The sequence below is a fragment of the Lysinibacillus agricola genome, assembly GCF_016638705.1.
In the GTDB taxonomy this organism is placed as follows: Bacteria; Bacillota; Bacilli; order Bacillales_A; family Planococcaceae; genus Lysinibacillus; species Lysinibacillus agricola.
On the sequence record NZ_CP067341.1, the window covers coordinates 977,748 to 1,004,441 of the forward strand.

The 26,694-nt window shown below is 34.7% G+C and carries 22 protein-coding genes; 20 read left to right on the plus strand and 2 right to left on the minus strand.

Annotation, left to right across the window (positions count from 1 at the left end; translation table 11 throughout):
- The first annotated feature begins 1 nt into the window (after nucleotide 1).
- Nucleotides 2–1,258, plus strand: a complete 1,257-nt coding sequence (locus FJQ98_RS04645) for an MFS transporter (RefSeq protein ID WP_053596270.1) — start codon at nucleotides 2–4, stop codon at nucleotides 1,256–1,258.
- 177 nt (nucleotides 1,259–1,435) lie between these two features.
- Here the strand turns inward: FJQ98_RS04645 and FJQ98_RS04650 are convergent, their stop codons facing one another.
- Nucleotides 1,436–2,308, minus strand: coding sequence for a glycine betaine ABC transporter substrate-binding protein (locus FJQ98_RS04650; protein WP_053596269.1), 873 nt, complete (start codon nucleotides 2,306–2,308; stop codon nucleotides 1,436–1,438).
- Nucleotides 2,309–2,755: 447 nt separating this feature from the next.
- Between FJQ98_RS04650 and FJQ98_RS04655 the strand changes: the two genes are divergently transcribed.
- The 14 genes from FJQ98_RS04655 to FJQ98_RS04720 all read left to right on the plus strand — a co-directional run bounded on the left by FJQ98_RS04655 (nucleotide 2,756) and on the right by FJQ98_RS04720 (nucleotide 20,629).
- Nucleotides 2,756–5,236: an InlB B-repeat-containing protein gene (locus FJQ98_RS04655; RefSeq protein WP_053596268.1), complete on the plus strand. Its 2,481-nt coding sequence runs from the start codon at nucleotides 2,756–2,758 to the stop codon at nucleotides 5,234–5,236.
- A 608-nt stretch (nucleotides 5,237–5,844) separates the two neighbouring features.
- The gene (locus tag FJQ98_RS04660) at nucleotides 5,845–7,338 is read left to right on the plus strand and encodes a helix-turn-helix domain-containing protein (RefSeq protein ID WP_053596267.1); all 1,494 of its coding nucleotides are present in this window, start codon (nucleotides 5,845–5,847) and stop codon (nucleotides 7,336–7,338) included.
- 40 nt (nucleotides 7,339–7,378) lie between these two features.
- Nucleotides 7,379–8,680, plus strand: a complete 1,302-nt coding sequence (locus FJQ98_RS04665; protein ID WP_201406634.1) for a globin-coupled sensor protein — start codon at nucleotides 7,379–7,381, stop codon at nucleotides 8,678–8,680.
- A gap of 12 nt (nucleotides 8,681–8,692) precedes the next feature.
- On the plus strand, nucleotides 8,693–9,691 hold the full coding sequence (locus FJQ98_RS04670; protein WP_201406635.1) for an HD domain-containing phosphohydrolase: 999 nt from the start codon (nucleotides 8,693–8,695) through the stop codon (nucleotides 9,689–9,691).
- A 285-nt stretch (nucleotides 9,692–9,976) separates the two neighbouring features.
- A complete protein-coding gene (locus tag FJQ98_RS04675) occupies nucleotides 9,977–11,695 on the plus strand; it encodes a methyl-accepting chemotaxis protein (RefSeq protein WP_053594802.1) in 1,719 nt (572 codons plus the stop codon).
- A 191-nt stretch (nucleotides 11,696–11,886) separates the two neighbouring features.
- Nucleotides 11,887–12,456: a manganese efflux pump gene (locus tag FJQ98_RS04680; protein ID WP_053594801.1), complete on the plus strand. Its 570-nt coding sequence runs from the start codon at nucleotides 11,887–11,889 to the stop codon at nucleotides 12,454–12,456.
- Nucleotides 12,457–12,701: 245 nt separating this feature from the next.
- A complete protein-coding gene (isdC, locus tag FJQ98_RS04685; protein ID WP_075807237.1) occupies nucleotides 12,702–13,331 on the plus strand; it encodes a heme uptake protein IsdC in 630 nt (209 codons plus the stop codon).
- Nucleotides 13,331–14,791 carry an NEAT domain-containing protein gene (locus FJQ98_RS04690; RefSeq protein ID WP_053594799.1) on the plus strand — a complete coding sequence of 487 codons (1,461 nt, stop codon included), beginning with the start codon at nucleotides 13,331–13,333 and terminating at the stop codon, nucleotides 14,789–14,791. The genes isdC and FJQ98_RS04690 overlap by 1 nt, the downstream gene beginning before the upstream one ends.
- An 81-nt stretch (nucleotides 14,792–14,872) precedes the next feature.
- The gene (locus FJQ98_RS04695; protein ID WP_053594798.1) at nucleotides 14,873–16,186 is read left to right on the plus strand and encodes an NEAT domain-containing protein; all 1,314 of its coding nucleotides are present in this window, start codon (nucleotides 14,873–14,875) and stop codon (nucleotides 16,184–16,186) included.
- A 15-nt stretch (nucleotides 16,187–16,201) separates the two neighbouring features.
- Nucleotides 16,202–17,125: a heme ABC transporter substrate-binding protein IsdE gene (gene isdE, locus FJQ98_RS04700; protein ID WP_053594797.1), complete on the plus strand. Its 924-nt coding sequence runs from the start codon at nucleotides 16,202–16,204 to the stop codon at nucleotides 17,123–17,125.
- A 155-nt stretch (nucleotides 17,126–17,280) separates the two neighbouring features.
- Nucleotides 17,281–18,246, plus strand: coding sequence for a FecCD family ABC transporter permease (locus FJQ98_RS04705; RefSeq protein ID WP_053594796.1), 966 nt, complete (start codon nucleotides 17,281–17,283; stop codon nucleotides 18,244–18,246).
- 6 nt (nucleotides 18,247–18,252) lie between these two features.
- The gene (locus tag FJQ98_RS04710) at nucleotides 18,253–19,023 is read left to right on the plus strand and encodes an ABC transporter ATP-binding protein (protein ID WP_053594795.1); all 771 of its coding nucleotides are present in this window, start codon (nucleotides 18,253–18,255) and stop codon (nucleotides 19,021–19,023) included.
- Nucleotides 19,024–19,035: 12 nt separating this feature from the next.
- Entirely contained in the window at nucleotides 19,036–19,806 is a 771-nt protein-coding gene (srtB, locus tag FJQ98_RS04715) for a class B sortase (RefSeq protein WP_053594794.1), read from the plus strand.
- 295 nt (nucleotides 19,807–20,101) lie between these two features.
- A complete protein-coding gene (locus FJQ98_RS04720; protein WP_053594793.1) occupies nucleotides 20,102–20,629 on the plus strand; it encodes a YceI family protein in 528 nt (175 codons plus the stop codon).
- A gap of 146 nt (nucleotides 20,630–20,775) precedes the next feature.
- Here FJQ98_RS04720 and FJQ98_RS04725 read toward each other — a convergent pair whose 3' ends face one another.
- Complete coding sequence (locus tag FJQ98_RS04725; protein WP_201406636.1) at nucleotides 20,776–21,351, minus strand: hypothetical protein; 576 nt, start codon at nucleotides 21,349–21,351, stop codon at nucleotides 20,776–20,778.
- 269 nt (nucleotides 21,352–21,620) lie between these two features.
- On the opposite strand from FJQ98_RS04725, the gene FJQ98_RS04730 reads away from it, so the two are divergent.
- The 5 genes from FJQ98_RS04730 (at nucleotide 21,621) to FJQ98_RS04750 (ending at nucleotide 26,692) form a co-directional block, all read left to right on the plus strand.
- Entirely contained in the window at nucleotides 21,621–22,547 is a 927-nt protein-coding gene (locus tag FJQ98_RS04730; RefSeq protein WP_053594790.1) for an NAD-dependent epimerase/dehydratase family protein, read from the plus strand.
- Nucleotides 22,548–22,819: 272 nt separating this feature from the next.
- Nucleotides 22,820–23,131: an ArsR/SmtB family transcription factor gene (locus FJQ98_RS04735; protein ID WP_053594810.1), complete on the plus strand. Its 312-nt coding sequence runs from the start codon at nucleotides 22,820–22,822 to the stop codon at nucleotides 23,129–23,131.
- Nucleotides 23,132–23,508: 377 nt separating this feature from the next.
- Complete coding sequence (locus FJQ98_RS04740) at nucleotides 23,509–24,672, plus strand: MFS transporter (protein WP_053594789.1); 1,164 nt, start codon at nucleotides 23,509–23,511, stop codon at nucleotides 24,670–24,672.
- 170 nt (nucleotides 24,673–24,842) lie between these two features.
- A complete protein-coding gene (locus FJQ98_RS04745) occupies nucleotides 24,843–26,120 on the plus strand; it encodes an AAA family ATPase (RefSeq protein WP_053594788.1) in 1,278 nt (425 codons plus the stop codon).
- Nucleotides 26,117–26,692, plus strand: coding sequence for an RloB family protein (locus FJQ98_RS04750; protein WP_053594787.1), 576 nt, complete (start codon nucleotides 26,117–26,119; stop codon nucleotides 26,690–26,692). Before FJQ98_RS04745 ends, FJQ98_RS04750 begins: the two co-directional genes overlap by 4 nt.
- The last annotated feature ends 2 nt before the right edge of the window (nucleotides 26,693–26,694 follow it).

Genomic DNA, 26,694 nt, shown 5'->3' on the forward strand with positions numbered 1-26,694 from the left:
ATTGGAAGTTTGGAAAAAGAATATGTATATTTTGAGCATTGCACAATTTTTAGTCATGTCCGCATTTAGCTTAATTATACCTTTTATTCCAGTCTATCTTAAAAGTGATTTAGGTGTTCACACTCAAACTGATATTCAGCTTTGGACAGGGATGATTTTTGGAGCTACTTTTTTATCTGCTTTTATTTTTCAGCCGATATGGGGGAAAATTGCAGATCGAACGAGTAGGAAAACTATTCTAATCCGTTCAGCAATTGGAATGGCGTTTGCCACATTCTTAATGACCTATAGCACGACAGCTTGGCATCTATTAGTTCTACGTTTTATCTTAGGGATTTTTGGTGGATTTATCCCTGCATCTTCTCCATTTATTACAATGAATACCCCTAAAGAAAAAATAGGTTATGCACTCGGTGTAGCCCAATCAGGTGCTTACACCGGAAATATTTTTGGGCCTTTAATAGGTGGAGTTTTGGGGCAGTGGATAGGATTTTATAAAATCCTTTATGTGTCAAGCGCTATGTTACTGATTTCAGGAGCACTTATTTTATTTTTTTTAACAGAAATTAATAAGCCTGAACCAAATACCTTGAAAGTTCCGACATCTAAAAAAAGACGTATTAATTTTTTCTCTGAACTACAGGAAATTATGAAAGAACCTCTAATTGGAATTTTGTTTATGGTTGGATTTCTTATTCAGTTTTCAACGATGAGTACTTCACCATTTCTGGCTACGTATGTAGAAAGTATGTGGAACAATGATAGCTTTTTAACAACGATGGTAGGGTTATCGGTTTCTATCTCGGGTTTCTCTATTATGATCTTTTCTCCCATTTTAGGAAGAAAAGCAGATCAAGTAGGTCCTGAAATTATTTTGTTAATTTCTTTGTTTGGGAATTTTATTTGTTATGTTTCTCAAGCATTGGTTTCTTCTATATGGCTTTTTCTACTCGCTAGGTTCTTAATGGGAATGTTTATAGGTGGACTTCTCCCATCGGTAATAAGTTTAATACGAAAATATGCACCTGAAAAAATGGAAAGTTTAACATTCGGTTATTATCATAGTGCTTTATTTTTAGGAAATCTAATTGGTCCTTTACTTGGTGGATATTTAAGTGGAATCATCCACATAAAAGGGGTTATTTTTTTAGCTGGTCTCCTCTTTTTAGTAAATAGTTTATTTTTAAAATTTCATTTGTTTAGACAAGAATCTTATGTATCTTTACTTAAGAGGGCCATTTCCATTCGGAGGTATTAAAATAACATGAAAAAATCCATTTACTGATTGCTTAGTAAATGGATTTTTTGTTGATTAAGTGTATCAGAGTAATCTAACTTTTTGCGTGAGCATTTATACTACACAATATGTAATACCTGAACTTCTCATGTCGAAGTCGAATTGTTGAACAGAGCTTATAAAAGCTCATCATTTGTGTTATTTTACATCTTTTGTCCACTCTGAAACTTTATCTTCATTGTCTTTAATCCATTTTTTTGCTGCTTCTTTAGGATCAGAGCCTTCCATAATATCAAACATAACACTTTCTATATCTTCTGCAGTCCAGTGGAAGTTTTTGAGAACACTATATGCTCCTGGATTATCTTCTTTTAATCCTTTACGTGCAAACGTACCAATATATTCTTCAGCTCCGTATATGCCTTTAGGATCGTCTAAATATTTTAAATCAAAAGCATTAAATTTCCAGTGAGGTGACCAACCTGTAACTATGATTTCTTCATTTTTTTCAATTGCTTGACTAAGAGCTGCTGTCATTGCGCCTCCAGATGAGGTAAGTACATTCCAGCCTTCAAGGTTACTATATTCTTTATAAGCATTTTCCGTAGTTGCTGTCATATTTGCTCCTGGATCAATGCCAGTTATCGTTTTACCAGCTTCATCTGTTAAATCTTCGATAGAATTTACATCCATATAACTAGGGACAACCATGCCAATTTTTGCACCAGTTAGGTTTTCACCCAAATCGACTATTTTATCTTTGTACTTCTCAACTTGTGGGGCATGTGTTTGTGGTAACCAAGCTGACACCATACCATCAACTTCTCCTTTTGCAAGAGCTTCCCACATAACTCCGTTATCTAGTGGTGTTAGTGTTGTATCATATCCTAAATCCTCTAGAACTTGTCCTACTACGTGTGTAGAGGCAATTTCCGTATCCCATTCAACATAGACTAAGTTCACTTCTTTTTTCTCTTTATTTTTCGTGCCTTCATCATCTGAGCCACAAGCAGCTAATACTAACATTAGTGCGAAGGCCAATCCTATCTTTAATAATTTACCGAATCTCATAAAATCTCCCTTTCTTCTATAGTGTAGAATGAGATATACCTAAAAATTAACAAGTAACAACTTAACGTTAACAAAAGGTTGTTACTTTTGTCAAATCGGCTTCGATAGAAAAAGTATCCAAAGCTAACCTCGAATCTATGGAATCATGCGGAAATATATAGGGTTGTTTTTATAGGTAAATCAAGGCGGGTAAAGCGAGTATTTTATGTTAATTCATATCGGTTTAATACATTTTGAGGTTACTAAAGTAAATAAAATATCCTTGGTTTTTAGTTTGTAAACGTACAAAATGAAGCCAATTTTGATGAAATCTAAATTTGCAAGAAAAAAGACTATCAAAATATGTTCGAAAACTAACAAATTTTGATTTTATCAATTTTTTAGATAATGCTATAGTTCCAATGTCAAAAAATATGGTTTTTTATGTTAAAGAAAGGAGATGTTAAAGTGAAAAAAGCAAGCTTACTATTGATGATTGTCATACTTTTGATATCTTCTCAACTATCATTAAGTAATCTATCTGCTTACGCAAACAGTGATAGTGAAGGCGATTATATAACAAAGAGCGGGGAGGGCGGTGTTGCCATTGTCGGATATCAGGGTGAATCAAAGGATATTGTTATTCCTGATGAGATTGAAGGTCAAGCAATTGTAGAAATAGGGGACAATGCGTTTAAACATGAGCTACTAACAAGCGTAGTGATACCATCAAGCGTTACAAAGATTGGGATAAGTTCATTTGAATTTAATAAATTAACAAGCGTAAAGATACCATCAAATGTAACAACTATAGGCAGTAGTGCATTTTATTCTAATTATTTAAAAAGTATTGAACTTCCATCAAGTATTAAGACAATCGGACATTCTGCATTTCAATTCAATAAATTGGATTATGTAATATTTCATGGATATCCTTATAAATTTGCGCCATTCGGAACGCCATTTGATCAGCAAGTCCAACCAAGAAAAACATTAGTTGGATGGTTTGAAGACAAAAATTATACTATTAAGTGGAGTGAAAATGTTTTAGAGCCGATGACAATTTATGCAAAGTGGCAAACAAACAGCTATTTAGTCACTTTTGAATCAAACGGAGGAAGTAATATATGGGAAAAAGAAGTCCCTCTATCGGGAGAGCTCCAAGCACCGACTCCTCCGGTGAAGGCTGATTATATTTTTGATGGTTGGTATAAAGATGTAGAACTTATAAACGAATGGGATTTTAAGAAAGATAAAGTAACAGATGACCTAACTTTGTATGCGAAATGGAAAAAGGAAAACACTTCGGCAAGTTACACTGTCACGTTTGATTCAAATGGAGGAAGTGAAGTATCAAATCAAGAAGTTTTAGAGGGAGAATTGCTAAAAGCCCCGGTTACTCCACTTAAGGAAGGCTATACATTTGCGGGATGGCATAAAGATAAGGAAATGGCAGAATTATGGGACTTTGACCAAGATGTAGTAAAAGAAGATATAACGCTATACGCCAAGTGGTCAAAAGTAAGCTATATCGTTACTTTTGATTCTAATGGAGGAGGCAAAGTTTTATCACAAACCGTTAGATATAACGAATTAGCGAAAGCACCAATTCCTCCTAATAAGGAAGGCTATACATTTGCAGGCTGGTATAAAGATAAAGCATTAACAGAACTATGGGACTTCAATAAAGGTCGAGTAACAAAAGATATAACGCTTTATGCTAAATGGTCGAAAGTAAGCTACATCGTTACTTTTGATGCCAATGGAGGAAGTGAAATTTCATCGCTAACTGTCGGACATAATGAATTAGTAAAAGCACCAGTTGCTCCAAAGAAGGAAGGTTATACATTTGGAGGGTGGCATAAAGATAAAGAATTGACAGTAGCATGGGAATTTGCAAAAGATGTAGTGACAACAAATGTTACGTTGTATGCGAAATGGACAAAGGATCATACGTCGGGCGGAGGATCTGGCGGCTCTGGTGGAGGTTCGTCAAACTATAAAATTACCTTTGACTCCAATGGTGGAAGTGAAGTGCCACCCCAAACAGTCGGCTATAACGACCTTGTGAAAACCCCTGCCACTCCAGTGAAAGACGGCTATCATTTTGACGGCTGGTATAAGGAAACGGCGCTTAACAATGCATGGGACTTTGCGAAAGATAAAGTAACCGCAGACATAACGTTGTATGCGAAATGGACAAAGGACTATATGGTTACATTTGATTCAAATGGAGGCAGTGAAATTCCATCGCAAACAGTGCCGTATAAAGCTTTAGTGAAAGCTCCTTCTAATCCGAAGAAGGAAGGCTACCTATTTATCGGCTGGTATAAAAATGAAAATTTCACAAAAGCATGGGATTTTGCAAAAGATGTTGTTACAGAAGACCTAACATTATATGCGCGATGGATGAAGGAAAGCCACGGTTGTGACATTACTTTCAAGGATGTTGATCAAAACTGGGCACAAGATATGATTAAAGAAGTTGCCGAGCGATGCATTATTATAGGTTTTCCAGATGGCACTTTCCGACCGAATGATATGATTCAACGTCAACACGTAGTGCTTATGATTGACCGTGCATTACAACCAGCACCAATTCGAGACGCTGTAGCCTTTTCAGATGTCCCTAAAAGTCATGTAAATTATGAACAAATTACACGACTACAACGAGCGGGTATCGTGGATGGTTCAGATGGAGCATTTCGACCAAACGCTAATGTAACACGTGCCGAAATGGCAAAAGTGATCGTGCTTGCATTTGGTTTAACGCCAGAAGGCGATAGTACATTCAAGGATGTCGATCCATCGCACTGGGCGAGTGAATATATTGCCGCTTTAGCAGACCATAACATTGCACTAGGCGATGAAAACGGTCATTTTAGACCAAATGAAAACTTAACGCGTGCACAATTTACGGCGATTATGTACCGAGCACTTGGTTTATAAGTCTTATTATAAAGGGAGATGTATCATAAATTGATACATCTCTTTTTCTATTTTAGTAGTTGAACGCCATTAGCATTATTTAAGAAACACCCTCTCACGATATAAATCCAATAGAAAATCAAATCTAATGAAAACATTGTACTAAGTGAAAAAATTACATAGGAAAACAACTTCAAAGAGACTGTAAAAAATTTAAAATCCCTTAAAATTAAAGGCATTTTGAAAGAATTTTAGAATTATCAAAAAATGTTTCAAAACGAACAAATTGTGATTTTGCTTGTTTTAAATTGCTTGTTATAGTGTAAATATCTTTAAAAACAAGGGGCTTTATTCACGGTTACTCAAAATGAGCGAATTTAATGAAAATAATGTGTTTAAAAGAGTATTCGATGGGAGTGAAATATTTCATCTGACATCTGTTTTATGGTTACTTTTATGTCTGGAATAGTTATAAAGTATTAATAATAATGCTTTTTTAATGTTTAGTGTCATAAAAAACGGGAATAGAATTAATGATAAGGGCTATATAGACTTATCTAATTTCAAATAAATAGTATGTTAGTATGACGCAGCTAGGATTTACTAGTGAAAGGCATTGAGGTGTTTTTATGTATAATTTTTTAGATCACACTGCTTTACGAAAAATAGAGGTTTTACATTATATTTACAAAGAACAGAAACTATTTTCAAGTTTAGAGATAGCTGAAATGATGGCTCTGTCAGAAAGAACAATTATTAAAATAATCGAGGAAATATCAATTGATTTAAAACTTATTACAGAATCTGCTGTTATCCAAAAAGTAGAGAATAAGTATTTTCAATTAGACTACAAAGATAATTTCTCTATGAAGACTGTAGAAAGATATTATTTACAAAACTCATTAACATATAAAGCTTTTGATGAGATTTTTTACAATAGATTTAATGATATTAATATGTTTGTTTTAGAAAACTTCACCAGTACGGCCTCCATGTATCGACGTATAAAAAAAGTTAAACCTTTATTAAGTCAATTTCATTTGAAGTATACGTCTCAAGAAAAGGTCAGTCTTGAAGGCACAGAAAAGCAATTTCGTTATTTTTACTTCTTGTTTTATTGGAATTCGTGTTGGGGAGAAGAATGGCCATTTACACTAGTTTCAAGAGAGGAAATTCTAGAAAAAATGAAGAAAGTCAATATAAACTACCATGAACAAGTATTGTATTGGCTTGCCATTTGCATAACACGTGCAAAATTAGGTTGCTTAATCGATTATCATCCAATGTATGCAAACTTTACAAAACACCATCATAACTATAATCAATTATCGAGAAAAATTAAGATTGTATTTAAAGAATTTACAGATCTATCAGAAGAAGAAATTGAATTGGAAACAATGTTTTCTTTCTCCATAATTAGTTGCATGCGCCATTATCAGAAGAAAGATAATGCAGTAAGTTTATTGATGAATTTTGCACAGCACCATAATCAGGAATTATTTGTACAAGCAACCCTTTATTGGATGGAAAAATTTATGGATCATTTTTCTGTTACTTTAGATGCCGAAGAATATGGGACACTTTTTATAAATTTACTGCATCTTCATTATTTTGTTTTAACTTTTTCTGGTCCAGCTAATTTATTTAAAGAAGATCTTTATAAAAAGCGATTAGAAATGCATGAAACTGCTCAAATAGAAATCATGAATCAATTTTTTGATCGACTATTGGAAAATAGGGATTTCAACGTCGTATTTAAACGCAGAGAAGTATTAATTGGTCGATATCATAAATTACTAAAACAAACAATTGATTATGCAAATAAAGATACCATTAAAATAAAAATATTTTCATTGATAAGTGATGCGCCTTATCTATTCAATCAAATAAAACGTCTTTTTGTCCATGTTGAGTTATGTTTTGAAGATGAAGAAGCAGATTTAATTATAACCGATCGCTTATACTTAAATATTAAAAAAAATCCAGAAAATATATTTGTTTGGAATTCAGTTCCGGACAGAGGAGACTATGATAGGTTAGCTAGAAAACTACAGGAAATCTATTTTAATAAGTACCAACAGCCAAATAAGCTATTATTGAAAACTTTACTAAGTGAAGTTTAAAGAAAAATCAATCGTTTATTTTAGAAATGGAGGTTGATCTATGTTCTGGAAAAATAAAAGTAAAAAGGTAGATCACGATATTATATTACTTGATAGTAATATAAAAATGAATATTCAACATGACAGTGAAATAGAGAAACAAATAAAAATGATTAATTTTTCAATAGAAGAGCTGCAAGTAATTAAAAGCTTGCTGCCATTTATTGAAGAAAAAATTGATGACATTGTTGATTGTTTTTACAAGAATCTAGAATTGGAAGAATCCCTACTGACACTAATTAATAATAATAGTTCAGTTGCAGCCTTGAAGAAAACTTTAAAATTACATATTTTAGAAATGTTTTCGGGAATAATCGATGATGAATATTTTTTAAAAAGAACTAGAATAGCACAAATACATGTAAAAATTGGTCTACAGACAAAATGGTATTTATGTGCTTTTCAAAATATATTTATAACAATTATTGAGATTATTGAAAAGAATTTTTCTGAAAAAGAACTTTATTATTCTAGTGTAAAAGCACTCTCGAAATTATTTAACTTAGAGCAACAAATAGTTCTTGAAGAATATGATAAAGAGATAAGTAGAATTAAAGAAAAATCAAATAAACAGGTAGAAAAAACTAAAATTCAAGTTGTGAATTCAACTGAAAATTTAGCAGCAATTTCAGAACAAACGAATGCAGCATTTCGAGAATTACATATTCATTGCACAGAAATGGTGGAAACCGTAAATGCTGGAAAAGAGTTATCTGCTTTAGCGGAGGAGAGAGCAGAAAATGGGAAATTTCAAATAAGTAAACAGAATAGTAATATGAAGAAGGTTCATGAGGCAGTCAAAATAATTTCCAATGATATAGAAGAATTATTAAAAATAACAAAGGAAGTTCAAGGCATTATTGATATTGTAACGAAAATAGCTGATCAAACTAATTTATTATCTTTAAACGCAGCAATTGAAGCAGCAAGGGCCGGCGAACATGGAAGAGGATTTGCAGTTGTAGCAGACGAAGTTAAAAAATTATCAGAAGTAACGAAAAAATCAGTCTCAAATGTAGCTCATTTAATTTTATCCACTGTGTCTAATGTGGAAAAGTTATCAGCTTCACTTGACATGATTAATGAATCTGTTCATGACGAACATCAAATTATGAAACAAACAGACATATGTTTTGAGCAAATTTTACAATCTATGAAAGAAACCCAAGAGAATAATGAACATTCACAAGAAGAGATTAATGTTTTTGCTAACGTTGTCAATGAATTAGGTAAAGCATTTGAAGAAGTTGCATTGTCGGCTGACCGACTTGCTAGTTTTGCTAATGAATTAAACAATGGATAAGGGGTCTTCTAAATGTGTAAAAAAATACCGAAGGAATTAACATACTATTTAAAATTAGGTGATGCTGTTGTAATCGTTGATGAAAATCAATTAATTATCGATGTTAATCAACAATACGAAACGATCACCGGCTATAAAAGAGAATTTCTTATTGGACTACCAGTAGAGAGTTTAAAATCGAGTGTAACGCCATTTGTTATGTATAAATCGTTAAAAAGTACATTAAAAAAAGAACAGCCATGGTCTGGGACAATGGTTCATGTCAACAAATCATTAGAGCTAAGATATTCATTTATAACGATTACGCCAATTGAAATAAAAGGAATTATTTATTATGTAGGAGTCATGCGCTTAGCAGAACAACTATTGATAGATGAAGTGAATCAGAAGAAAATAGAGCACAAGGAGCTATTTCAGTTGTTAGCTCTATCAAGTGAAATGCGCGATACAAATATAGCAGAGCATCTTTTGAATGTGCAAAATTTAGTAGAGGAATTGTTGCTAAGCCTCTTTGAAGATAAAACTTATAATTTATCATTAGAGTATGTTAGTAAAATTATAGAATATAGTGTTTTACATGACATTGGAAAATCGGGAATACCAGAATCAATCCTGTATAAAACTGGGCCACTAACAATCTATGAAAAAAAAATTATAAAGATGCATCCTCTTATGGGGATAGATGTATTGAACAAACTATCTAATGAAATGAATAATAAAATTTTTGATGACAAAAAAATAGCTGAAAATATTATTAAATATCATCATGAGAACTGGGATGGAACAGGATATCCAATGGGGTTAAAAGGAGAAGAAATTCCTTTTGAAGCGAGAGTAATATCTATAGTAGATGTTTACGACGCCTTAGTTAGTGATAGGGCTTATAAAAAAGCTTGGACAAAAGAAGAAGCTCTTTCTTATTTAAAAGAACAGAAGGCTATTAAGTTTGACCCTCATTTAGTAGAAGTGTTTATCGAAAAAGTTATTCAGAAAGATAGTATTTTTCTATAAGTCCAAATCTCTGTGTTAAAGGGGGAAACATAACATTAAATTTCCATAAATATTCATTTTTGCAAAAATTTTAGAGGCCATTTATATAAGTTGATCTTCGTTACGACTGGGCGACTCCTAGGGGATCAGCGATAGAGAAACGAAGGCTAAAACCATCACATCCTGTGAAAATGCCTTCGTGACCAACCTCGTGTCGTTTTTGTTGCTGTCGCTGTCGCTACGCTAATGACGATGAGCCAATCTTATTATCAATATAAATTAAATGTTTTTAAGGTGGAGAGATAAATGAAGTTTTATAAAAACGCATCTTTGATCGGGAAGTTCGGAATATTCAATTCAATTATGTTGATTGCACTTGTCATTATAGGGTTTACTGGCATAATGGGTGTTGAAAAAATGAATGATAATGCGACATCTATATATGATGAAGATTTAACTTCTATCTATTTATTAAGTAACATTTCAACTAATCAGCAAAAAATAACGAATCTAAAGTTCAAAATTTTCTTTCATTCACAAGATCTAGATGAAAAAATTCAATATTATGAAGAAATAGCAACTATTGAAGAAGAAATTAGTTATGCCTTTAAAGATTTAAAGAAAGTAAACATGGATAGTGAAGAAAAAAAATTACTTAAGTATTTGGAAGAAGTAAATCAAAGTTATGAAGACATATTAGAATCCAGTTTTCAACAAGTTACCTCTGGTGCGACAGAAGTGGATGCCAATGTATTATTAGAACCTCTATTTGAAAAAGAAAAGCAAAGAGATGATTTGATGGAGCAATTAGAAACAGCAACTATCAAAAGTGCCGAATTGAGCAATGAAAAAAATAATGGAACATATAAGAGAACATTGTATCAAAACGGTATTATTATGGTTATCACTCTACTATTTAGTATAAGTATTCTAATCTACTTAAGTAGGTATGTTAAAAACGCAATCTCCAATATTCAGGATGTAGTTTCTGGGGTTGAAGATGGTGATTTAACGCGACATGCTGAGGTATTATATCCGGATGATCTTGGGAGAATTACGCAAGGTTTGAACAATTCTGTTACACATATTCAGGAACTTGTTTCTAATGTGAATAGTACCTCAACACAAATGGGAAGTTTAAGTGAAAATTTAAGTGCAACTATTGAGGAAATTACGGCTTCAATGAACGAAATTGATACAACCTCAAAGGAAGTCGCTATGGGAAGTACTACACTAAGTGCAACAACAGAGCAACTAAACGCGACTGCAATTGAAGTGCTTGATAGTACGGAAAAATTAAATGAGAAAACAGAATATAGTCTTGAATTCTCACAAAAAGTAAAAGATAGAGCAATTGATATTAAAGAAACAGCTGTTCAAGCATATAGTACAGCTCGTGATCTATATGATGACAAACAAAAGCTAGTTTTAGAAGCGATTGAGGCCGGAAAAATCGTATCTGAAGTAAAAGTAATGTCTGACACAATAGCAGATATTGCAGATCAAACGAATTTGTTAGCATTAAATGCAGCTATCGAGGCAGCTAGGGCAGGAGAGCAAGGAAAAGGTTTTGCTGTTGTTGCTGACGAAGTCCGAAAATTAGCCGAACAATCATCTGAAACCGTTCAAAGAATACAAATTGTTACAAGTGACGTAGAAAAAGCATTTAAAAATGTGTCTACTAATGCTCAAGAGCTATTACACTTTATAGACGATAAAGTAACACCTGATTATGAGCTTTTCGAAAACAGTGGAATTCAATATGAAGAAGATGCTATGTACTTTAATACATTAATAACTGAAGTGACCGCATTTGTTGGGACGATGAAGTATTCTATGCTAGAAATACAAAAAGCGATTGAAAATGTATCTACTGTCGCGCTAGAGTCATCTGATTATTCAAATGGGATAGCAAATAGTATTTCAGAAACATTACAAGCCATACAGCATGTAGCAGAATCATCCGTTCAAACTGCAAGTATCGCCGAAAAGATTTCTCAACAGTTAAATAATTTCAAGCTATAGAATAGGAAAATTACCCGCTGGGAAAGACGTTGAATACGGTTAATCTTAAGTCTCCCGCGGGTAATAGCTGAAGAAACGCGGGCAATCCCATTCCCTCCGTAAGCAATTCCATTCAAAGTATGAATGAACAAAAATTTTTTCCTTTCATATCATATGTGAGAATGGATTTTACGTTATTGAGGAGGAAAAGAATGCATTGGATAGCCATCATTCTTATTGGGATCGCTGCCAACTTAGATAATTTAGGAATTGGTCTCGCTTATGGTATTAAGCGAGTGAAAATACCCGTATTATCCAATGCGGTTATTGCCCTTATTTCAATGATCGTCACATACGTTGCAGTTACAGCTGGGAGCGTAGTTATTAATTTTGTCTCTCCAGATTTCGCAAATTTAATAGGAAGTCTTTTGCTTTGTGTTATTGGGATATGGACTTTATTATCTAGTCGCTTGTCTAAACAAGGGATATTAGAAAACCCTGAAGTATTTGATGAGGATAAAAATTATATCATTTCATTTCGAGAAGCAATGACGCTCGGCTTTGTCTTATCAGCTAACTGTTTAGCCGGCGGAATAGCACTTGGAGCCAATGGTATTTCTGCAATATGGACTGTTATTTCTATCGGTGTCTTTTCGTTCATAACAGTAGGCGCGGGTGTTCACTTTGGCGGTTTACTGACAAAGACATTCATAGGAAAATACTCAACCGCTATTTCAGGATGGTTACTAATTCTTATAGGGGTCCTAGAAATATTCTCTTAAATACAATAGGTTTTTAGTTGAGACTAGATGAACCGAAAGAAGTGCTTAAAAGTAGGAAATATCACATATATTTTACGTGATATTTCTTTTTTTTGAGGTAATTATGACATATTAAGGACGAATTTGGTTTAGTGGTTGACATACGTTGGTATTAACGATTATTCTTGGTAATAGAAGTATAATTGAGAATGATTTTCAATTCAATAAGTACTTTCAATTATGTTTTTAGAGGAGGCATGCAACACATGAAGAAATTAATGATGCTCGTCATGCTTGTAACTTTGTTTGTATTCAACTTTGCGTTACCACAAGCATCTGCTCAACTAGCTGACGGCACACATTCGATAAAATATCAGGTCAATAAACCTGAAAGTAACTCTGTATCCATTGCAAATGATTATTTTGTAAAACCAGCAAAGGTGACAATGAAAAATGGGACAGCTACTGTACAAATTACATTAAAAAATAGTGCGTGGATTACAAAGTTCCAACCACCAGGTGGAGCTACTGTAGTAAGTGAAGATAAAGCAGCTGATACTCGCACTGTACAATTTACAGTTAAAGATTTAACAAAACCAGTTGTGACTTCTATGAAAATTGATATTGATGATATTAATTATCACCATGAATACAGCGTCTCACTAGTATTTGATGCGGCATCTGCAGGAAGCGCAACAGTAGCAAAAGCAGATGATACTAAAGCGACTAAAGCAGATGATACTATAGCTACTAAGGCACCAACAACTTCTTCTGAAAGTCAAGTGCCGAATCCACAAACAAGTGATGCAACACCGTATTTATTAATCATGGCATTAGTTGGATCAGCATTTTTACTTTATAGAAAAAAACTACAAACAAAAACGGAGGGTCAATAATGGCTAAAAAACGTCAATCACGCGCAACAAAAATAGTACTAGCTTCATTGCTAGCAGCATCCCTTTCAGTACCATCATTTGCATCTGCAAAGGTAGCTGAAGTAACGACTACAAATACTGAAGTAAAAGTGGAAGCTACTAAATCAGAGAAAGCTGATACTATCGTAGATTTCCAAATCTTTAAGCCAGGTACAACAGAACCACAACCTGCAATTAGCTCTCATCTTTTAACACAAGGTACTATCGTTGAGAAGGATGGAAAGTTTGAGGCGAAATTAACAGTAGTTGCAAAATCTGCATCGATGATTTCAGGCTTACAAACAAAGCAAGGTGATAAGTTTGTAGATGCTACTGAAGTGAAAAATGCAGATGGAACAATTACATACAGTTTCCCAGTTGTAGCTGGTGAAGTATTATCAGCGAAAATCCACGTTGTCGTAGCTTCAGCTAATATGGACAAGTGGTATGATTTTGATTTAAAAGCAGTAGAAAATAAGGAAGCAACTACTGGGGAAGAAGATGGGAAATCTGAAGAAGCTAAAGTAACTGATGTGGCTGTCACTGTTTACAAAAACGGTACTTCTGAAGAATCTATTATGAAGCAATATATTGAACCAAAAGTAGGCGTATCAGTAGTAGACGGTAAAAACATAGTTACTATGGCATTCCCTCAAGGTCAATATGTTAAAGGATTCACAGTGGAAGGAAAAGCAGCAACTTTAGTAAGTAAAGACTATGCTACAAACAAAAGTACGTACTCATTTGAAGTTCCAGACTTAAAGAAACTTGTAAATGCACAGCTGCATATTGTTGTGAATGAGCCAGACAAAGGCGTGAACTATGACTCGAATCACCAAGTACAATTTAGCTTTGCTGTGGAAAGCGCAGAAAAACAAGTGGTGAATCCATTTAAAGATATTAGTAATGATGCTAATAAAGATGCAATCTTAGCTTTATACAGCGAGGGAATTGTTAAGGGTCAAGATTACTTTAAACCAAATGACAATATTACACGCTCTCAATTTGCGTTAATGATTGCTCGTTCGTTAAATGTATCTTCTACAAAAGATGCTGGATTTAAAGATACAGCGAAACTTGACACAGAAAGTGTACAAGCAATCAATGCTTTAGCTGATGCTGGAATTGTCATGAAAGCAGAGAACTATAATCCAAATGGAACACTTACTCGTCAACAAGCTGCAGTGATGATTTACCGAACAGTAACGCATGTTGCAGGAAAAGAAATGAACTACGGTGATCCAAGTTTGTCTTATTATGCTGATGGTGCAACTGTTAAAAGTGAAGAAGCGAGAAAAGCCTTTGCGTTTCTATATGCAGGTAAAATCATGACTGGATCTGTCGATGCTAAAGGTAAAACTGTTATTAATGCAAGCAGTCCATTAAAACGCGCACATATGGCAAAAATTTTAAATGGCTCATTACAATACATGAATAAATAATACGGTTACAGCAACTTCCTTTCTCACTTATTCGAGGAAGGAAGTTACTGTGTTCTTAAAGAATTTGGAGGAATTTACACAGTGATTAACAATAGAAAAATATTTCGAGTATTCGTTTTGAGTACTATTTTACTGATGTTTCTCCCTCCATTTGTATGGCTTCAGGCAAAAGCTGAAGAATCTGTATTAGAAAATGGGAGCTATCAAGTTGAACTAAGCTTTTCATCTCTAGATGGAGGGAAAGACAATATTTTTAGTGAATTGGCGATAATTGATGTGAAGAACGGTCAATATAGCTTGAATTTAACTATAAATCAGCCATTGAGTATTAGAGATATACATATCGAACAGCTGGAAAATGAGCTTTCGTCAAACGTTCAGACTGAAAATTTAGTTCAATTTGATGTCAAGGATTTACATCAGCCTATTATTATAAAAGGCAAGATGGCACTTTCATCCTCTGAAGAATATTTCCCTTTTTCCCAGGAGCTTCAATTACAATTAACAACCCTTTCAATAATTGTGCCTAAGGATGAGGAAGTTATTCCGGAAAACGAAGTCATAGAACCTCCTTCAGAAGAAATCTACGATAAGGAATGGTCAATGAATTACGTATTATTAGTAGATGGAAAAAACGAACAATCGATTATGAATACATATGTAAATCCTGTTGCAAAAATAAAAGAAAAAAACGGCAAATATTATGCTCACATGACCATTTTAAAATCTAATTGGATAACAGGATTAACTGTAGCTCAACAAGGAAACCAAGTGGAACCAAAGCTTATTTCACTCGTAAACAATGTCCGAATCGTCGAATTTGAAATTAGAAATTTTGAACAGCCTATACGAATGTGGGTTAAGGTTGATATTCCTGAGATTTCTTATCATCATCAATATTTCGTCAATCTAAAATTCGATCAACAGCAGGTAGCAAAATTTTTAAATAAGCCTTCTGAAGCAGTATCATCTGAGCAAGTAACTAGTGGGAAGCCCCCTGTTATTGTTAAAGAGCAAGTGAAAAAAGCACCTGTGATAAAACAGCATGAGACAGTGGTAAAACAGCAAAATACGGGGGTAAAACCAGCACAACTACCACTGTCTCTGCCACTGCCATCAGTTCAGCCTACATTCATTGTGCCAAAGGAAGAGCAATTAGCATTTGATCGTACATTTGACGCACCTATTGAGGATGCTGTTGTAGACGAGGCGGAGAAAGCTGATGTTAAAGAGGACACAGCAGAAAAAGTAGTGAAGGATTCTAAAGTCGATCAGCAGCTTGCTCAGCTGAATATCGTAAAGATCGTATTGTTGATAATAATTTGTATTTTATCGGGCTGGTTGCTCGTTCGTCGTATGAAAAATTCCAAAAAAGATGTGACGGAACAGAAATAAGTAGGAGATGACTTTATGCAAAAGAATTGGAAATGTTGGTTGCTCATGATGGCGCTTATGTCATTACTTTTGGTAGTCGTTGGCTGTAGTGATGGAGATAAGCAAGAAAAAACAGAGACACCTAAGGAAAAAGCACAATCATCAGCTGAAGCAACTGATGAGAATGAACATCGCATTATTGCAGGAACGGTTGTTATTGCAGAAATTCTAGACAAGCTTGAGTTGGACGCTATAGCAGTGCCTGAAACAGAAAAAACATTAGCAAAACGCTTTGATGATCTGCCTACTATCGGTAATGCTATGGAGCCAGATATGGAGATTGTTAAATCATTAAATCCAACAGATGTGTTATCAGTGTCGACATTAGAGTATGATTTACAGGATAAATTCAAGCAGTTAAAAATTCCAGTACATTTTTTAAACTTTCAAAGTGTTGATGGCATGCTTTCAGAGATTAAAACACTTGGCGAACGCTATGATCGCGTAGAACAAGCTGAGGAGTTAGTGAATGGATTACAAAAAAATATTGATGCTGTACAAACAGTTGCTGGGAGCAAAGAGGGACCACGTGTACTAATTTTACTTGGAATTCCCGGTAGTTATTTAGTTGCAACTGAAAACTCCTATGCAGGAGACCTTGTGAAACGTGCAGGCGGTATTAATGTAATGGCAGGGCAGGACGCTGAATACTTGTCTTCGAATACTGAGTACCTGCATAACAGTAACCCTGATATTATTTTACGTCTATCACACGGTATGCCAGATGAAGTAGTAAAAATGTTTGACGAGGAATTTAAAACGAATGATATTTGGAAGCATTTTGACGCAGTAAAAAATGGTAAAGTATATGATTTAGAGGAAGAGTTGTTCGGTACTACAGCCTCCTTACAAGTGCCACAGGCTTTAGGACAGCTAATGGAAATCTTCTATCGTGAATAGAAACTAGAAATGTCGCTCGATCACAAGCATAGTCTTGTCATAGAGCGCTTTTCTTATATCTTTTATTTAGTAGGAAATTCACATTTTAGATCCTTAGTAAAGTTGTGGATATACATATAACATGATGGAATTTGAAAAGAAAAAGGAAGTCCGATATGACAAAAAAAATTGTAAGCTTTTCAATTGTAATTGTATTATTACTTGTCTCAGCAGTTTATGCAGCAACAACGGGTAGCATTAAAATGGGCTTTTTTGAATTTATAGGTGCATTATTTGATGAAGGAAATAGTCAAATGGAAGCTATCCGAGATTTAAGATTTCCACGGATTATCGTTGCGGTGTTTGCTGGTGCAGCACTTTCCGTTTCAGGGGTACTATTACAATCTGTGATGCGTAACCCGTTAGCGGATGCAGGGGTTATAGGTATATCTTCAGGAGCGGCATTTGTACAACTCTTTATTATTTCTTTCTTTCCAGCATTATTTTTTATGACACCTGTATTAGCGTTTATAGGTGGGGCATTTGCCTGTGCGCTCGTTTTTGCGTTGTCATGGAAGTCAGGCTTGAGTCCATTAAAACTAATTTTAGTCGGGATTGCTATTAATGCAATGTTCACTGGATTAACAGAAGCTTTCATTAGCTTAGGTGGCTCATTGAATACTTCAGCTTCCAGTGTTGTAGGGTCAAACCTAACGATGCGTACTTGGAAGGATGTATCAACAATTGTCACATACGGTACTGTCGGATTAATAGCTGCCTTTGCGTTATATAGCTGGTGTAACCTTCTTGTATTACAAGACAAAACAGCGAAAAGTCTAGGCTTTCATGTAGCCCGTGCTCGTCTATTAATAGCTGCAGTGGCAGTATTATTATCGGCTGTTTCTGTAGTCGTAGCAGGTGTTATTTCGTTTGTTGGTCTGTTAGTACCGCATATTGCCCGTCGTTTAGTTGGGCACGATCATAAGGTGCTTATTCCTTTTACAGCATTAGCGGGAGCATTATTGATATTAGTGGCAGATACGATTGGACGAACAATTGTTGCACCGATTGAAATACCAGCTTCAACCATTATGGCAATTATCGGTGGACCATTCTTAATATTCCTATTACGAAAAGAGTGAGGAGACATGGAAATACAAGATATTATCGTATCGCATGATAATACTCGAAATCATTTAGATGGTGTATCAACGATGATTGAAAAAGGCAAAATCACAACGATTATTGGTCCAAACGGCTGTGGAAAATCAACATTATTGAGTGTTATGTCCCGCAACAATAGGCCAATATCGGGGAATATATCGTTAGAAAACAAGGATTTGGTGCACTATAAGCCAAAAGAGTTTGCCAAAAAACTAGCAATAGTCTATCAACAAAATGATGTACCAAAGGATTTAACAATAGAAAAGTTAGTGAGCTTTGGACGTCTACCACATCATACAATGCTAAAAAGAAATTATGAGGAAGATGCCAAAGCTATTGAATGGGCGCTCGCTTGTACGAATTTACTAGAAAAACGTGATACGGATTTAGAGGCTTTATCGGGTGGGGAACGTCAGCGAGTGTGGATTGCTATGGCTTTAGCTCAACAATCGGAAATTTTATGCTTGGATGAGCCGACAACGTATTTGGATATTTATTATCAAATCGAACTATTAGAGCTTGTAAAAACATTGAATGAGGAGCATGGTTTAACGATTGTCATGGTGCTTCACGATATAAATCAGGCGATTCGCTATAGCGATCAAATCATTCTGATGAAAGTTGGACAAATAATAGCTGAGGGAGCACCACGCGATGTCATTACAAGGGAAGTTATTAAAGAAGTCTATGGCGTTGAAGCTATTTTCAATGAGGATGAACAGCTTGGGTTTTACATGGTCCCCCTCGGAATATAAACGGGTGATACGATGAAAAAATGGACATCTAAGTTATTAACATTTGTATATTTAGCTATATTTTTATACTCAGGCTTTTCGTTAGCCAAGTACTTATATACGTACTATGAGACCTCAAAATCCCTGGAAGAAGTACAAACGATTTATGAATCAACATTGGCTACTCTTGAAGAAGAAGCTGTGGAAATCTCAACAGAGGATACTTTATCGACATTTACAATTCGTCCACAATTCAATGATTTATTAACTGTAAATAAAAATATTGTTGGATGGATTTCTGTCGAGGGGACAAAGCTCAATAATCCAATTTTACAAACGGACAATAACGATTTTTATTTAAATCGTAACTTTAAAAATCAAGAAAGTCGTGCTGGCAGTGTTTTTATGGATTATCGAAATGATGTACAAGATATGAATCAAAATACTATACTATACGGCCATGCGATGAAAAATGGTACGATGTTTGGTAGCTTGAAAAACTACTTGCAGCAGGATTATGCGGAAGCACATCCGATCATTTATTTAGACACACTGTATGAAGGGTATGATGTTGAAGTTTTTGCTGCCTATGAAACAACGATAGATTTTTATTACATTGAAACAGAATTTAAGAGCAATGATGCTTTCCTAAATTTTTTGGACGAGATTCAAGCACGCTCTGCAATCGAAATGAATGTAGATATTGGGCCAGAAGACAAAATTCTTACACTATCGACTTGTAAGGATTCTGTCATGAGTGACGATCATCGTTTTGTCGTCCAAGGTAAATTAGTGAAACGCTGACAAATCAGGAGTTTTCCCATTTCATTGGGAAGCTTCTTTTTTGTATAAAAAACCTGAGATCATCGATTTAAAAATTTTATTAATAATAACTTGACGTAAGTAAATTATTAATATATAGTAAGTTACATAAAGTAATCAATAACTTTTAGTAACTGATATTAACTAGGATGTACAAAACAAGTAACTACAAATGTTTATCCTCAAAATTTTAGGGTACATAATTAATGTAGTTACTTCATATTTTAAAATATATCTCGAAATCGAGATAAAAACAACACAATGGAGGAATTTTATAATGACAAAATGGAACATTGATTTAGGACACTCAGCAATTAACTTTCAAGTAAAGCACATGATGGTATCAAAAGTAAAAGGTGTATTCGATACTTATTCAGCCGATATTGAAGCAGCAGATCTTACAGATTTAACAACAGCAAACATTAACTTTACAATTGATGCAGCTAGCATTAACACACGTAGTGAAGATCGTGATAATCACTTAAAAGCAGCTGATTTCTTCGATAGTGAAAAATATCCGACAATCACATTCAAGTCAACAAACATTACAAAAAAATCAGATGATGAATATGCAATTACAGGTGATTTAACAATTAAAGACGTAACGAAATCAGTAACATTTGATACTGAATTTAATGGTAAAGGTACAAATCCATGGGGCCAAGAAGTTTATGGCTTTGAATCTGTAACAACAATCAATCGTGAAGAATTTGGCTTGACTTGGAATGCGGCATTAGAAACTGGCGGTGTTCTTGTTGGTAAAGACATTAAAATAACAGTTGAACTAGAAGTAAATCCAGCTTAATTTTGTAAACTGTGCTCGATAAATAGCGGGCACAGTTTTTTTATCTTTATAAACAAAAACCACTATCTATTTACGAAAATAATCCAATTAATAGGCTCATCTCCATAACGAGTGGTTGATTTCCGTTCCGACTGGGCGCTTTGTAGCTACCGCTTTGCTTTCGCTACAGAAAACATTTGTTGTTGCTGTCGCTTCGCTTTCGCACAGATAAAACAATTGTTGCTGTCGCTTCGCTTTCGCACAGATAAAACATTGTTGCTGTCGCTTCGCTTTCGCACAGATAAAACAATTGTTGCTGTCGCTTCGCTTTCGCACAGATAAAACATTGTTGCTGCCGCTTTGCTTTCGCTACAGAAAACATTTGTTGTTGCTGTCGCTTCGCTTTCGCACAGATAAAACATTGTTGCTGTCGCTTCGCTTTCGCACAGATAAAACATTGTTGCTGCCGCTTCGCTTTCGCACAGATAAAACATTGTTGCTGCCGCTTCGCTTTCGCACAGATAAAACATTGTTGCTGCCGCTTCGCTTTCGCACAGATAAAACATTGTTGCTGCCGCTTCGCTTTCGCACAGATAAAACATTGTTGCTGCCGCTTCGCTTTCGCACAGATAAAACATTGTTGCTGCCGCTTCGCTTTCGCACAGATAAAACATTGTTGCTGTCGCTACGCTTTCGCACAGAGCAAAGCTTCCTGGGGGCGTCCGATGAGCCGCTTGGGCCAACAGATGTTTTTTGCGCGAAAGCGTAGTGCTAACGTAGCGGCAGCAGCACGACGTTGGTCACGAAGGCGTTATCACAGGACGTGATGGTTTTAGCCTTCGTTCCTCTATCGCTGATCCCTCAAGAGTCGTCCAGCCTCCAATCCAATCAACTTATATTTATAGGGCATACATTTTAACAAATGTCATCTGATGAGCTAATAAATAAGTTATTTGCATAATTTTAGTAATTACTGCATATAAATCATCATATTGTTTTTGGGGGCGATGGGATGAATGTATTAGTGACAGGTGGTTATGGTTTTATTGGTAGTGCAGTGGCGAGGCGTTTCTTTAAGGAAGGTGCAAATGTTTATATTATTGATAATTTAAGCACAGGTCATTTACGCAATGTTGACTTTAAGCATAAATCTTATCTTTTGAATGTAGAAGATGAAGTTTGTGAGCATCTTTTTAAGGAAATATCATTTGATGTGGTCATCCATTGTGCAGCGCAAACAAGCGTCCAAAAATCAATGCAAGAGCCAGTGAAGGATGTTTTAACGAATATTGTAGGCCTTAGTCAGATGCTCTTCTTATCGTCAAAATATAAGGTAAAGCATTTCGTTTTTGCCTCTTCGGCAGCTGTTTATGGTGATAGTCACTATCCACCACTAGAAGAAACAGATGTTAGTGAGCCGATTTCTATGTATGGATTAAATAAAAGTATTGGTGAGACATACTGTGAAAAATGGCAAAAAGATTATCGCTTACCAACATTGATTTACAGATTTGCTAATGTATTCGGCCCAAGGCAATGTATGCAGGGGGAAGCGGCAGTTATTCCTAGCATGCTAAGAAGCAGTATTGAAGGAAAGGCATTTACGATTTATGGAGATGGAGAACAGACACGAGATTTCATTTATGTAGATGACATTGCAGATGCTATTTATGCTGGTGTACAGGCTAGATTACAAGGCATTTATAATGTATCAACGAATGAGGCTTGGTCGATACATCAAGTCATTTTATTATTACAGCATTTAAATCATCCTTTAGAAATCCAATATGTTCCTGCAAGAGAGGGAGATATTGAGCATTCGTTTTTAAATAATGAAAAATTGGCGAAGGCAATAGGGTGGAGACCAAAAACTTCTTTTTCGGAAGGCATAGAGCTGACATTGCAGGCATTACAAAATGAAAAAATAGTGGAAATCTAGTTTAACAACGCCAAGGGACAATGAACCTTGGCGTTGATCTTTAATTACAAATCTTTAAATGAAATAACTTTAAAATAGAGTTAATAAAAATAAATAAGGAATCTAAAGTGATACCACAACATGATAGCTTAAGCTTATTGATTAGAAAATATTATAATTAAGGAGAGCTAGGTAATCTTATGCAATTAAAGGTATGGATTTTGGAATTGACAGATAATTACAACTTTTAAAGCTTCGTTTACAAATCTATAAAAATAGATATAATGAATTTTATGGAACCTTCACAAATCTATAAAGCATTATCAAACGATACAAGACGTCAAATTTTATTATGGTTAAAGAATCCAGAGGAATTTTTTGATGAAAAAATTTATTTACAACAAGGGATTAGTTTTCAAATTGGTGTATGTGTAAGAGATATCCAATTGAAAGCAGGACTGGCACAATCAGTTATCTCAAATTATTTATTAACTATGCAGCAAGCTGGATTATTACAATCCGAGCGAATTGGAAAATGGACTTATTATCGTCGAAATGAGAAAACAATACAAGAATTTCGCGAGTACGTTCAAAAAGAATTATAAATAGAAAGGAGGTTTCTTTTTTTTGGCACAACAAATCTAGTTATACAGATATATAGATTTGTTTTTATGGAGATGTTTTATACCTAGCGTGTTGATTAGGAAAATATAGGTTTATTATTGAGTGATAAAAGGATTTTTTTGTTGATATTTTGCTAATGTATGTCCATTTTAACTGATTGTAGCGTAGGGCTACTCGAGTGCTCCTGTCGCTTCGCTTTCGTCGCTCACCCGCAGGAAAGCGAGTAGCCCGTAGCTGAAATCAGAGCCTTCTAATTAATTATGATGGATAAAAATGGTTAATCAACACACCTAATTTCATACCTATTAAGTTATTCAATTCTTTTTTATTATTTCAGTTTCAGATTGGAGATTTTTTAATGAAAAAAAGAAATTCTTTACTTATTTTTATACTAGCAATAGGTGTATTTGGAATTATTACGACAGAAATGAGTATTGTCGGGGTATTACCACAAATAGCTCAAAAATTCGACATTTCAACTGCACAAGCCGGTTTGTTAGTAAGTATTTTTGCTTTAGTTGTTGCTATCTCTGGACCGTTTTTAATATTACTTGTGTCTGGGATTAATCGTAAGCTACTTTTATTAGCAACAATATTTATATTCGCTATTTCTAATATTGTTTATGCTTATACTACTCATTTTGAAGTTATGCTTATTTTTCGTATAATACCTGCAGCACTTCATCCTCTCTTCTTTTCAATAGCTCTTGTAACTGCAGCTAATCTAGTCCCTTCAGAAAAAAGCAGTCGAGCAGTTACTAAAGTTTTCATGGGGATTACGGTTGGTTTCGCGTTAGGTGTTCCATTAACTTCTTACCTTACGGAACAGTTTTCATTAGAAGTTGCTTTCTTGTTTGGAGCGATTGTAAATGCTGTAGCCTTTATAGGAATATTAATTTTGTTACCTTCTATGCCTGTTAAAGAAAAAATGTCTTTTGGCAAGCAAGTCGGTATATTACGAAAAACAGAATTATGGTTAAGTATAGTAACTGTTGTATTTATTTTTGCAGCCATGTTTTCGGTATACAGTTATTTTGCTGAATACCTTGCAAAAGTCACTCACATGAATGGCTCCTTGATTAGTATTATGTTGCTATTATTTGGTGTAATTATGATTTTAGGTAATTCTTTATTTGGATTTCTTATACAAAGAAACATGTTGAAAACTGTAATATCATTTTCAGTACTATATTTATTCGTTTACTTACTCGTTTATTATTTAGGTTCTTATTTCGTCCCAATGATTTTTATGGTGTTCATTTGGGGAATCGTACATTCTGGCGGTTTAATCGTTAGTCAGGCATGGTTAATAAGTGAAGCTAAAGAAGCCCCTGAATTTGGTAATAGCCTATTTGTTTCATTTTCAAATCTTGGAATTACTTTAGGAACATCTATTGGAGGTTGGTTTATTTCTCAATTAGGAATTCATCAACTTATTTGGAGCGGTATTATTTTTTCACTGCTTTCTTTATTGCTGATTATCATAAAAATAAAATTTTTCAACTCTAGTGCTCCAGTATAATTGAAATAATTTCATTACAACGTACGAATTCCTAAATGCACCAAAAACGAGAGACTGTAATTAACTATTGGTGCTAAAGATGTATTCTACATAGCCGATATGTCTTTTTTCGCGGCTATAGTATAATAATTGTTTAAAGGAATGTTGCGGAATTGAACGGGGGCTTATATATGCTAGTAGAGTTTAGAGTGAAAAATTGCTTAAGTTATAAGGATGAAACGCTATTTTCGATGGTGGCGGGAAGCCGTATTCGAAAATTAAAGGACACACATACGATGAAATTTGACTCATTTCGCCTTGTAAAAAGTGCCTTTATTTTCGGACCAAATGGAAGTGGAAAATCGAACTTATTCACTGCTATTAAAGTGTTGCGTTCTTTGTTGTTTAACTTTGAAAATCTTAATAATGTTAAACAACTACGTTTGCCCTACCAGCCGTTTAAGTTAGGAGGTCAGCAGGAGAAACCGACAGAATTTATGCTTTCATTATTACTAGATGGGGTACTGTATGATTACGAGGTACAGTATAATGCATCACAGGTACTTTATGAAGGCCTAACTAAAACGACAAAATCCTTGAAAGAGAAGCTCTTTAATAGACAATGGGATGGGACAGAATATTTGTATGAAACTGCCGAAAGCACAGCGCTAGAGCTGACAAAATATACGCGTAATAATACAGCGTTCTTATCAGTATTAAATGTCTTTAATGACCCAGACGCTACGAAAATATTTGATTGGTTTTTACATAAAATACTGTTTTTAGATGAAGCAAATCGGTTATCAAGTCATCCGCTTATTCGTAAACTTGAAGAGGAGCCATTTAAGAAGGAAGTCATTAAGTTACTAAAGATTGCAGACTTTTCTATTCAAGATGTGACAGCAAGACGAGTTGAGCGTAGAGAGAAAAATACCATTGGCTATGATTTTGACACGCCCGAGGTTATTCAAGAGGTGGATGTCGATTTGCACTATTTGTCGTTCGATGAAGCAGGTGCGCCGATCGGGACAGAGACGATCAATTGGACGATGGATTCAAAGGGTACAGTCCGTATGCTGCATTTAGCATGTATCATGATAGATGCATACAATAAAGGAAAGACTATCTTTATAGATGAATTTGATACAGCATTTCATGTGTCTATCTGCGAATTTTTAATGGCCATTATGAACAGCAAGCGTAATGTTACAAATCAATTTGTTGTCACAAGTCACGAAATTGATTTATTAGATCAGTCACTCCGTTCCGATCAAATATGGTTTGTGAATAAAAGCTTTAAAAATGAATCCGAGTTATACTCCTTATTTGATTTTGCAGATTTGCAGAAGAAACGTGGAGATATTTCCTATGCTAAGCGTTACTTAAAGGGAGAATTCGGGGCAACACCGGTTATTAATGAATATTTATCCGATCAATATTTAAAAGAAGTGGAGGTATCCGAGCAGTGAGAGTACGTCAACAAGGGAATCGAACACTGCGTAAAACAATTTTAATTTATTGTGAAGGTGAAACCGAACGCATTTATTTTGAGCAACTGCGTATTTTAAAGCGCTCCAAAATGGTAAGTGTCAAAATAAAAAACGTTAAGCGTTCGGCTATTAAGCTTGCCCAGCATGCCTATCGAGATTCAAGCTATCAATATTTTGATGAGGTTTGGATTGTTTTTGATAAGGATGATTTAACCGAAAAGCAATTAGAGGAAGTGAATGACTTTTGTGAGGAGAATAATATTCATATTGCCTATTCAAATGAAGCGTTCGAATTATGGCTACTGTTGCATTTTGAAGAGGTCGATATATCTGAAAAGTATCCTCGTGCAGTATTAAATGACAAGATGGAGCAGCATCTTGGAATAACACGTTATTTTCGTCATAAAGCGGATGAGTCAGTCATTGCACCTATCGCACTTCGACATGAGGTTGCTATTAAAAATTGCACAGATATGATGGCACTTCGCAAGACAGAAAGCCGTGACAATCCTTATTGCAACATACATGAAATGATAAAATACATATTTTAATG